Origin of the sequence: Acinetobacter amyesii (genome assembly GCF_002018365.1) — a bacterium.
GTDB classification, from domain to species: Bacteria; Pseudomonadota; Gammaproteobacteria; order Pseudomonadales; family Moraxellaceae; genus Acinetobacter; species Acinetobacter amyesii.
In genome coordinates, this window is record NZ_MVKX01000001.1 from 270,201 (window position 1) to 281,740 (window position 11,540).

11 protein-coding genes are annotated in these 11,540 nt (G+C 41.2%); 2 read left to right on the plus strand and 9 right to left on the minus strand.

Annotated features, from left to right (window positions below):
• From rseP to rimO, 7 genes are all read right to left on the minus strand, one after another.
• On the minus strand, positions 1–1,356 hold the full coding sequence (rseP, locus tag B1202_RS01300) for an RIP metalloprotease RseP (protein ID WP_078188720.1): 1,356 nt from the start codon (positions 1,354–1,356) through the stop codon (positions 1–3).
• Positions 1,357–1,359: 3 nt separating this feature from the next.
• Positions 1,360–2,556, minus strand: coding sequence for a 1-deoxy-D-xylulose-5-phosphate reductoisomerase (gene ispC / locus B1202_RS01305; RefSeq protein WP_078188721.1), 1,197 nt, complete (start codon positions 2,554–2,556; stop codon positions 1,360–1,362).
• A complete protein-coding gene (locus B1202_RS01310) occupies positions 2,557–3,381 on the minus strand; it encodes a phosphatidate cytidylyltransferase (protein ID WP_078188722.1) in 825 nt (274 codons plus the stop codon).
• The gene (gene uppS / locus B1202_RS01315) at positions 3,382–4,137 is read right to left on the minus strand and encodes a polyprenyl diphosphate synthase (protein ID WP_078188723.1); all 756 of its coding nucleotides are present in this window, start codon (positions 4,135–4,137) and stop codon (positions 3,382–3,384) included.
• 6 nt (positions 4,138–4,143) lie between these two features.
• Positions 4,144–4,698 carry a ribosome recycling factor gene (gene frr / locus B1202_RS01320; protein ID WP_078188724.1) on the minus strand — a complete coding sequence of 185 codons (555 nt, stop codon included), beginning with the start codon at positions 4,696–4,698 and terminating at the stop codon, positions 4,144–4,146.
• Positions 4,699–4,777: 79 nt separating this feature from the next.
• Positions 4,778–5,506 carry a UMP kinase gene (gene pyrH / locus B1202_RS01325; protein WP_078188725.1) on the minus strand — a complete coding sequence of 243 codons (729 nt, stop codon included), beginning with the start codon at positions 5,504–5,506 and terminating at the stop codon, positions 4,778–4,780.
• Positions 5,507–5,551: 45 nt separating this feature from the next.
• Positions 5,552–6,895, minus strand: coding sequence for a 30S ribosomal protein S12 methylthiotransferase RimO (gene rimO, locus B1202_RS01330; RefSeq protein ID WP_078188726.1), 1,344 nt, complete (start codon positions 6,893–6,895; stop codon positions 5,552–5,554).
• A 352-nt stretch (positions 6,896–7,247) separates the two neighbouring features.
• Here rimO and glnL point away from each other — a divergent pair, with 352 nt between their 5' ends.
• Together glnL and glnG are read left to right on the plus strand one after the other, a co-directional pair.
• Positions 7,248–8,354 (plus strand): nitrogen regulation protein NR(II), encoded by a 1,107-nt coding sequence (gene glnL / locus B1202_RS01335; protein ID WP_078188727.1) that lies wholly within the window; start codon positions 7,248–7,250, stop codon positions 8,352–8,354.
• Entirely contained in the window at positions 8,344–9,819 is a 1,476-nt protein-coding gene (glnG, locus tag B1202_RS01340) for a nitrogen regulation protein NR(I) (protein WP_078188728.1), read from the plus strand. Before glnL ends, glnG begins: the two co-directional genes overlap by 11 nt.
• Before the next feature lie 69 nt (positions 9,820–9,888).
• On the opposite strand, the gene B1202_RS01345 is transcribed toward glnG, so the two are convergent.
• On the minus strand, positions 9,889–10,215 hold the full coding sequence (locus tag B1202_RS01345; RefSeq protein ID WP_078189204.1) for a hypothetical protein: 327 nt from the start codon (positions 10,213–10,215) through the stop codon (positions 9,889–9,891).
• Between the two features lie 114 nt (positions 10,216–10,329).
• Positions 10,330–11,535 carry a 3-(3-hydroxy-phenyl)propionate transporter MhpT gene (mhpT, locus tag B1202_RS01350; RefSeq protein ID WP_078188729.1) on the minus strand — a complete coding sequence of 402 codons (1,206 nt, stop codon included), beginning with the start codon at positions 11,533–11,535 and terminating at the stop codon, positions 10,330–10,332.
• Positions 11,536–11,540 lie beyond the last annotated feature (5 nt).

Sequence of the window (11,540 nt, forward strand, 5' to 3'; positions counted from 1 at the left end):
TTATAAACGCATAATGTCATTGAATAGAGCCAGTAGCATCATGCTACCCAGCAATACCATACCAATTTTTAATCCAACCAATTGTATTTGTTCAGAAACAGGTTTACCACGAATTAATTCAATAAAATAGTAAATTAAATGACCGCCATCGAGCATAGGAATCGGTAGTAAATTTAAAATACCTAAACTTACACTCATCAGTGCCATAAAGGAAATGAAGGTTTGCCACCCCATTTCAGCACTTTGTCCAGCCACTTTCGCAATGGTAATCGGACCAGATAAATTATCTAAACCAACCAAACCACGCACCATTTTTACAATAGAATTCAGGATCATACTAGAGATTTGACCTGTTTTTTCTACCGCTTTGCCCATCGCCTCTACAGGCGTGTATTGAATGGTTTGTTTGTATTCGGCTGGAATATTGACTTTACCCGGATCGCTTTGTACACCTAAAAGCCCTGTGACTTTACCCATTTGGTCACGCTTACCTTGCGGCATCACGCTTAAATGCACAATTTTATTTTGTCGTAAAACATCAATTTTAAGTAACTTTTCTGGAGAAGCTTGTACAACTTGTACAACATCAAACCAGTCTTTCATTTTTACGCTATCAATCGAAACAATTCGGTCACCCACTTGCATCCCTTGGCGAATCGCTGCGCCATCTTCACTGAGTTTTGAAACCACTGCAGGAATTTCAGGACGATATGGCGTAAAACCAAGAACATCGAGTGGTGACTGAGTTTGGTCGCGTAAGAAACTTTGAATCGGTAAACTGAAGTTTTGAATTTGCCCTGCTCGTTCAGCTTGAATTTGAATATTGCCAGTTTCACCTACACGATCAACCAAGGCATAATTCAAGCGCTCCCAAGTGGATACTTGAGTGCCATCTACAGCAGTAATTTTATCACCAGCCTGCATTTGCGCAGCTGCTGCTGGTGTATTCGGTAAAATTTTACCTACGCGCGTATTGAGCTGTTCCTGTGCAGGTAAAAATAAAATCCAAAACAACACTACTGCAAATGCCAAGTTGATGAGTGGCCCTGCAGCAACAATTGCAATACGTTTCCAAGGGTGTTGTCTGTTAAATGCTTTCGGTAAGTCTTCTGCTGCGACATCACCTTCACGCTCATCCAACATTTTGACATAACCACCGAGTGGCAATGCAGACAGTTGATATTGAATACCTGATTTCTTCGACGTCCACTTAAGCAGTGTTGGACCAAAACCAATCGAATAAACCAAAACCTTTACGCCCAGTTTACGTGCAACGAAATAATGCCCAAATTCATGAATCGCTATCAGCGGTCCAAGTAGCAATATTGCTGCAACAATCATAAACAAGGCATTCATGTCTTAACTTCCTGAATTCAATACTGCTTTTTCAGCAACCATACGTGCCGATTTATCTGCATGCAAAATAACATCAATATTATTTGCAGCTGAGTTTTCAACTTGCCCCAACACATGTTCCACAATTTGCGGGATTTGAGTAAAGCCAATTTTCTCATGCAAAAATGCTGCCACGGCGATTTCATTGGCTGCATTTAAAATCGTAGGAGCTAAGCCTCCAGCCTTCATGGCTTGACGTGCTAATTTGAGTGCTGGGAATCGCTGTATATCAGGCTGTTCAAAATTTAGCTGTGAATGAACAAATAAATCTAATGGAGGCACATGTGTTTGAATACGCTTCGGCCACGCTAATGCATGAGCGATAGGCGTACACATATCAGGATTACCCATTTGTGCCAAAGTCGAACCATCTACATATTGAACCATTGAATGAATGATACTCTGTGGATGGACAACAACTGTTACAAATTGTTCTTCAACTGCAAAAAGATGACAGGCTTCGATCAATTCCAAGCCTTTATTCATTAGCGTTGCAGAATCAACAGAAATTTTTTGCCCCATCGACCAGTTTGGATGCTTACAAGCTTGTGCAGGCGTCACACTTTGTAATTGTTCTAAACTATGATGTAAAAATGGACCACCAGACGCGGTGAGTAAGATTTGTTTGACACCTAATTTTGGCTGACCATGACGCTCACCTTGTAGATAAGTTTCAGGCAAGCATTGGAAGATTGCATTGTGTTCAGAATCGACTGGCAACAACAAAGCATTATTTTCACGTGCGGTCTGAATCATGATGTCACCCGACATCACGAGCGCTTCTTTATTTGCAAGCAACACGCGTTTACCTGCTTTCGCAGCAGCCAATGTAGGTAGCAACCCTGCCGCACCCACAATAGCTGCCATGACCACATCAACCTGTGGATGTTCTGCTACTGCAATCAATCCTGCTTCATCATGCAGGATTTCAATATCAGTTAATTTTTTAGCTACGAGTAATCGGCGCAGTTCATCCACTTTATTGAATGGAACAACTGCGATTTTCGGTCGATATTGTTTGCATATTTCGACAAGTTCTACAATTCGGCTATGTGCAGTGACTGCAAAAACTGAATACTCTTCGGGGTGCTGTTGCAGAATCTTTAAAGTACTTTGACCAATGGATCCTGTTACACCCAATATACAAACAGATTGTGACATCTATAAATCTACGCCAATTAATTTTAAAACATACATACCTGCTGCAAAGATAGGTGCTGCAGCAAGCAACGAGTCGATACGATCCAGCACACCGCCATGTCCCGGAAGAATACGACCAGAATCTTTGATCCCCGCACGACGCTTGATCATCGATTCAAATAAATCACCAAGTACTGAACTAAATACCGTTATTACTGAAAGTATTAAAAATAAGATATGTTCAGCGATGCTTAAATCTAGATAAATAATTTCAACAACAATAACGATTAGCATTGCTGTGAATAGACCGCCGTATAAACCTTCGATCGATTTATTCGGGCTCACATCTGGTGCAAGTTTTTTCTTTCCGAATTTACGTCCCACGAAGTATGCACCACTGTCTGCACCCCATACCAACAGGAACAGATACATGAGCCACCACGGTGAGTTCATCCACACAGAAAAAATAGCAGTTACAGCAGCAGGAACTAAGACTAAACCAATACCACTCAGACTCGGGTTATACCAGTTGTCGTATTCAGGATAAGACTTCACCCAATAGACACTTAAGATCCAAGTAAAGATCGAAGCCGCCCAAAGCAGTAATGCAACATCCGTAAAATGCAATGCTAGTGCTGAAAGAATAGCAGTGACTAGACCATAGCCCCAAGCGAAAGGTTTAATCACATTTTGTGTATTCCGCGGCATGAGTTTAAACCACTCATAACCCGCGACAGCTGATGCAATAATCATCAGCACAAGCATTGGGTATTTAGACTCGGTTGCAAACATGCAACTCAGTACAACTGAAACCAGTACCAATGCGGTTATTATCCGCTCTAACATTTATTTATTCTCAAACTGCTCTTGTTGAATCTGCTCTGAGGTCTTACCAAAACGACGTTCACGACCACCAAATACCGCTAGTGCGTCGTCAAATTCTTCAATGGTAAATTCAGGCCATAATGTCTGGGTAAAATAAAGTTCTGCATACGCAGCTTGCCAAAGCAAGAAGTTCGAGAGACGGAAATCACCACCTGTACGAATTAACAAATCTACCGGAGGTAGATCACTTAAACTGACATATTGACCAAAGACTTCAGCATCCACTGCTTCAAGATCTATTTTGTTAGTTAAAACATCTGCTGCAATTTGTTTTGCAGCCTGTGCCATATCCCACATACCACCGTAACTAATTGCAATAGTTAAAGTCATGCTGTCGAAATTAGCAGTCCTTTGTTCGGCTTGCAACATTAAGTCACGTAAGTTAGGAGATAAACGAGAACGATCACCAATAAAACGTAGGGAAATGTTAAATTTTTCCATACGTGGCAACTGCTCATGAATGGTTTCTTCGAGAAGAGCCATCAACAAATCAACCTCAAACTGAGGACGATTCCAATTTTCACTCGAAAAAGCAAAAACGGTCAGTGCTTGGATATTTCTTTTACGACAATGTTCAACGATGGGATCTAGGATGTCCTTTCCAGAACGATGCCCTTCACCTTTTTGCATTTGATTCTTTTTGGCAAAACGATTGTTGCCATCCATAATGATGGCAACATGTTTTGGAAGACGGGAAGTTTCTTCAGATGAGGTCATTAAAACTTAGACCTTCATCAATTCAGCTTCTTTTGCAGCCAGACGTTTTTCAACTTCAGCAACGAATTTGTCTGTGATTTTTTGAATGTCATCACCCGCACGACGCTCATCATCTTCAGAAATTTCTTTTTCTTTCAACAATGCTTTGATATCACCCAAAACATCACGACGGATGTTACGGATCGCAACTTTTGCATTTTCAGCTTCGTTACGTGCAACTTTCTGCATGTCTTTACGTGTTTCTTCTGTTAATGCAGCCATAGGAACACGGATGGCATCAGCAGTAATCGGGTTTAAGCCCAAGTCAGATTCACGGATTGCTTTATCAATTGCAGCAACCATAGAACGTTCAAAAGGCTGAACAAGCAAAGTACGAGAGTCTTCTACGCCCACGTTCGCAACTTGGTTTAATGGCACATCAGAGCCATAGTAAGGAACCATAACACCATTTAAAATTGATGGGTGCGCGCGGCCTGTACGAACTTTGGCAAAACCATGCTCTAGAGAATCTAGAGATTTGTTCATACGGTCTTCTGCGTCTTTTTTAAGATCGTTAATCATGTGATCTTCCTTACTTAATTCGAAAAGATGTAAATTCTAAAATAGCTTGTAGTATAAAGAGCTTTAGGGCCCACGTACATTAGTTCGTAACGTGAGTACCCTCTTTTTCACCCATTACCACTGAAAGTAATGAACCTGATTTGTTCATATCAAATACTTGAAGTGGAACGTTGTGGTCACGGCACAAGCAGATCGCTGTTAAATCCATCACACCCAGTTTTTCATCTAAAACTTGGTCAAATGTTAATGCATCGTATTTCACTGCATCTTCAAATTTGCTTGGATCTTTGTTGTATACGCCATCAACCTTCGTCGCTTTAAGGATAAGATTGGCTTCAATCTCGATACCGCGTAAGCATGCTGCTGTATCTGTCGTAAAGAATGGGTTACCTGTACCTGCAACAAATACACAAACTTCGCCACGTGTTAAATGACGAATTGCATCACGGCTAGAATATGATTCAACTACAGCACCAATAGGTAAAGCTGACATTAGACGAGTTTTGATATTACGACGTACCAAAGCATCACGAAGTGCCAAACCGTTCATTACAGTGGCCAACATACCCATTTGATCACCTGTTACACGACCAACCAAACCATCTTTTTGTAATTGGCTACCACGGTAAAGGTTACCACCGCCGACAACGATACCCACTTGAACACCTAAACCAACAAGGTGCGCAATTGCGAGTGACATTTGATCGAGCACTTGTGCATCGATACCCATCTCTTTATTGCCCGCTAAAGCTTCACCTGAAAGCTTAAGCAGGATGCGACCAAAACGTGGTTTTTTAGAATCAAGCATCATCAACTCCGAATTATTTAATTTCAATTATTTTTAATGAATCGTTTAAGCAGACTTAACCGAGATCAGTTTTGCAAATAAGTCATATTCATCTGCATCTGTGATTTCTACTTCAAGCAAATCACCTGCTTTAATCACTGACTTATCGATATCTTCCACAAAAACATTACCATCAATTTCAGGTGCATCTGCATAAGAACGCGCAACAGCAACTGGGAACTCTTCTTCAAGATCATCCACAAGTACTGTCATTTTCTGACCGATACGACTTTGCAATTTCGCAGCAGAGATTTCTTGCTGAACTTGCATGAAACGTTCATAACGCTCTTGTTTGATTTCTTCAGGCACATGATCTGGCAAATCATTTGCAGTCGCGCCTTCAACTGGTGAGTAAGTAAAACAACCCACACGATCAAGCTGCGCTTCTTTTAACCAATTAAGCAACATTTGGAAGTCTTCTTCAGTTTCACCCGGGAAGCCCACAACAAATGTAGAACGAATCACAAGATCAGGACATTTCTCACGCCAAACTTTTAAACGCTCCAGTGTATTTTCACTGTGCGCAGGACGTTTCATGAGTTTTAAAATCTTAGGACTTGCATGTTGGAATGGAATATCCAAATACGGCAGGATTTTGCCTTGTGCCATTAAGTCAATCACAGCATCTACATGTGGATATGGATATACATAGTGCAAACGCACCCAGATACCCAATTGACCCAAGGCTTCACACATGTCATAGAATTTGGTTTTAACGGGCTGACCGTTCCAGAAGTCCAATTTGTATTTGGTGTCTACGCCATAAGCCGATGTATCTTGAGAAATCACAAGGACTTCTTTTACGCCTGCTTTTTTCAGCGCTTGAGCTTCAGTCAATACTGAACCTACTGGACGAGAAACCAAATCACCACGCATACTTGGGATGATGCAGAATGTGCAACGGTGGTTACAACCTTCTGAAATCTTCAAATAAGCATAATGTTTTGGTGTTAATCGAATACCTTGCTCAGGGACTAGATCAATAAACGGATTGTGTTTTGGTGGCTCAGGCACGTATTCGTGCACAGCTTCCATCACTTCTTGATATGCCGCAGCACCTGTCACTTTTAAGACATTTGGGTGCATTTGGCGAATTTTGTCTTCGTCTTTACCTAAACAACCAGTCACAATTACGCGACCGTTTGAACTCATCGCTTCGCCGATGGCATCTAGCGACTCTTGTACTGCAGATTCAATAAAACCACAGGTATTTACAACTACTAAATCTGCACCATCATAATCTGATGCTACATCATAACCTTCAGTCTTTAACTGAGTTAAAATTCGTTCGGAATCTACCAATGCCTTAGGACAACCTAAAGAAACAAAACCGACTTTGGGGGATTTCATGAATCTGCGCTCCACTATAATCCGCGTATTGTATGTCTTTTCAAAACATAAAAACAGGTGAAAAGGCCACTCTTTATATCACGCACCAAAATAATGCTATAAATTCATCCATATAATTTCACTTGCACCATTTTAATGCATTTTAGATTTACAGCCTGTTTTTAATCGGCTATACACTTTATTTAAAGTCTTAAATAAGCGCATTTATTCAAATAAGCATCAAAACTTAGCGTATTTCTCAAATAGTTGGCTTATATCTTGCATAACTTGCATCAATTCGAACCTTATTAGATTGAACGATTTGCTTTATGAAGATGCCATTGCGCCATTTTAAGACAGGAACCTCTCGCTAATGGATCAGACTATGACGATTGATTACCGGCTTTTAGTGGATAATTTAACCACTGCCATTTTATTGGTCGATAGCAACCTGAATATTTTTTATTTAAATTCATCTTGTGAAGCGCTTTTTGACATCAGCTTACTCCGTGCATCAGGTCAGCCTGTATTAAATTTACTCCATATGCCCGATGATGAGTTCAATACGCATGATGCATTAATGAATACACTAACTTCTGGTCAGCACTATACGCGCCGAGAAGCAACGATTAATGTCAACTTTAAAGACATACATGTTGATTACACCGTATCACAACTCAACTCTGGTAAACCCTACCACCCGTTGCTATTGATTGAGCTGAATCAAATCGACCGGATGTTGAAAATCTCTAAAGAAGAAAACCTGATTCAACAACATCAAGTCGCACGACAACTGATTCGTGGTGTTGCCCATGAAATTAAAAATCCTCTCGGTGGTATCCGTGGGGCGACACAACTTTTAGCACGTAGTTTGAACGATCCAAAATACAGCGAATTCACCGACATTATTATTAGTGAAGTGGATCGATTACGTAATCTTGCTGACACTATGCTTGGTTCAAGACAATTACCAAGTTACGAACCAGTCAATGTGCATGAACCACTTGAACGTGTCCGTTCACTGATCGTCAACCAAACCAAGAAGAAAATTAAAATCACCCGTGATTACGACCTTTCTTTACCAGATGTTCTGGCAGATCGTGATCAATTGATTCAGGTGATGCTGAATATCAGTGTCAATGCCGTTCAGGCGATGACAGAAAATAAAGAGTTCTTTGTTGAGCATCAACCAGAACTCACTTTGCGCACACGTATTCAACGTTTAGTCACCATCAACGGTGTATTAAAACGTTCTGCGGTACGCATTGACATCGAGGACAATGGACCGGGTGTCCCACAAGAAATATTAGAATCCGTATTTTACCCTTTAGTGACAGGACGAGCAAAAGGCACAGGTCTCGGCCTAAGCATTGCACAAAATATTATGCATCAACATAACGGAATGATTGAATGCCAATCAGTTCCTGGAAAAACAGTATTTAGCCTATATTTACCTTGGGAGTCAGATCATGTCGCGTAATAAGATTTGGGTCATCGATGATGATCGCGCCATGCGTTGGGTGCTGGAAAAAACATTCAAAGAAGAAGGTTTTGATGTTACCAGTTTTGAAGAAGCACAATCCGCTTTAGATCAGTTAAGTGTCGATGCGCCAGATGTTATTTTGACAGACATCCGTATGCCGGGTATTGATGGACTGACCTTTTTAGGTAAAGTCAAAGGCAACTACCCTGACTTACCTGTAATTATCATGACCGCACATTCAGATTTAGAATCTGCTGTGTCGAGCTATCAAACGGGTGCTTTTGAATATCTACCAAAACCTTTTGATATTGATGAAGCTTTAGCACTTGTAAACCGTGCAATTTTGCATATTGCCAAATTACAACAACAAGAATCTGCTAAAACCGTTCAACCGATTCAATCCACTGAGATTATTGGTGAATCACCTGCTATGCAGGAAGTCTTCCGTGCCATTGGCCGTCTTTCTCAATCACACATTACTGTATTAATTAATGGTGAATCAGGCACGGGTAAAGAATTGGTTGCGCATGCGTTGCACAAACACTCACCACGTGGCAACAAACCTTTTATTGCGCTCAATATGGCGGCAATTCCAAAAGATTTGATCGAAACTGAATTATTTGGTCATGAAAAAGGCGCGTTCACCGGTGCCAACACACAGCGTCAAGGCCGTTTCGAACAAGCCAATGGCGGAACACTTTTCCTTGATGAAATTGGCGACATGCCATTTGAAACCCAAACACGTTTACTGCGTGTTTTAGCGGATGGCGAATTCTACCGTGTCGGTGGTCACATCCCAGTCAAAGTGGATGTCCGTATCGTTGCAGCAACGCACCAAGACTTAGAAAAGTTAGTACATGAAGGTCGCTTCCGTGAAGACTTGTACCACCGTCTAAACGTCATTCGTATTCATATTCCAAAACTTGCACATCGAAGTGAAGATATTCCGATGCTTGCACAACACTTCCTAGCAAGTGCAGGCAAAGAACTTGGGGTAAGCCCAAAAATTCTGCGTCCTGAAACGCAGGAATACATGCAAAAGCTGCCGTGGCAAGGCAATGTGCGTCAGCTCGAAAATACCTGTCGCTGGTTAACGGTCATGATCACGGGCCGTGAAGTTTATCCAGAAGATTTACCGTCTGAATTAAAACAGATTCCAATTCAAGGCACAGATGGCAATCCTGCTACGCAAGGAATTGATCGCATCGGTGTGCATCATTGGGATGAGCTACTTGGTCAATGGGCAGTACAAAAACTGAAAAACGGTGAGATGAAAATTCTCGACATTGCTACACCAATGTTTGAACGCACCCTCATCAATGCTGCACTACAGCAAACACGTGGGCGTAAGCGCCATGCTGCAGAACTTTTAGGTTGGGGTCGTAATACCTTAACCCGTAAACTTAAAGAACTCGGTATGGACAGTGCCGAAGATGATGTCGAAGAAGAATTAGAAAGTTAATTTTCTGATTTACATTAAAAAAGCCAGTCACTTGACTGGCTTTTTTATTTTAGATTTTTTAGCAATATTTTATGCCGTAAAGCCGACATAGCGTGAATAACCTTCCACCCCTAAATCAGACTTATAAATCAGAAACTCAGGGAAGCTCGAGGCGGTAATTTCAGTAAACATATGATACTGATCATCATTGGCATGCAAGTCATCGACTGTATGCTGCATGGTTTGCTCAAATTCATCTGTAATAAACTCAAAACCAATATCCATTGCAATAAACAGCACATGCTCACATGGCTGTACATACTGCTCTTCTGACCAATCAATCACTTGCTGCTGGCAATGTGGACACTGAATGTTATCTAAAGGAGAAATATCAAGTTCGATCAATTGATAAGACATAGAAGTAAATTTATTCATGAATATTAGATTCATTCTAACAAAACTTAGTTTCAGCTAAAGATATTTATTCAATAAAAAAGGAGCCGTAGCTCCTTTAAATATGACTGATTTCGATTATTTCTTGAGGGATGACTTATAGGCTGACAATGCAGCCACCGCGATAGCCGACAAAGCAATACCCGGCGCACTTGCAATTAAAATACCTGTCGTTCCTAGACCTAGCGCCAAAATCTTGCCTGTAAGTAATGGACCTGTCATTGCACCCAAACGCCCCCATGAGATTGCACTTCCCACACCTGTCACTTTCCCAGCTGGTGTATAGAAAATTGGTGAGATTCCATACAAAATCGATTGACCACCTGTAGAGAAAATCCCGCCCATGATGCCTGCTGCGATGAGTACAGGAATGGAATTTGTTGTAAACAGCACAAACAATGCCACAAACAAACCTGAATAGATAATCACTGCCATTTGCCATAATTTTAGGCGATCAAGTAAGTAGCCTAAACCCAGCGTACCAATCACTGCGCCCACTTGGAACATCAACATGATCATGAAAGCTTGTTGCTTTTCCAACCCTTGTTCCATAAGCAAGTTAGGCAACCAACTGATCAGAATATAGTTCACCATTAAGGTAAAGAAGAAGCTTAACCAAAGCGGCAATGTATATTTATAACGCTGTTCAGCAAAAAGGATTTGCCCCATCGCTGGAACCGCTTCTTTGCTTTCAGCCTGAACTTTTTCAGTACGCTTATCTTTTAAGATAATCGCCATGAATGGAATCAGGATTAAAGGCGTCAAACCACCAATTAAAAACAGTGTATGCCAAGAGATATCTTTAAAGATAATACCCAAGCCAGCAACAAAGATTGCACCTACAGGTAAGCCACAGTACATCAAGCTATTTAAACGCCCACGGTTAGCATCCGTCGCTTCATCTCCCACCACCGAGATCATCGTTGGCATCGCAGCGCCCAAACCTAAACCTGTAAAGAATCGTGCGATATATAAAATTTCAATGCTTGGTGCAACTGCCGTGATCGACATAAATACACCGAAGATAAAAATCGACAACATCAGGACTTTCTTCTGTCCCAAATAGTCAGCGACACGCCCCCCAAAGAACGCGCCAAATAACATACCAAACACACCTAAGCTAAACACATAGCCCATTTGCACTTGATCTAAGGAAAATGTCGCTGCGATTCCTTTTGCTGCGATACCGGGCGCTTGCAGGTCAAAACCTTCAAAAAATGCTACCCAGAAACACAAAAATACCGTTAGAAATTTTTGCATTTTTCCCGATTGTTGATTTGCCATAATCG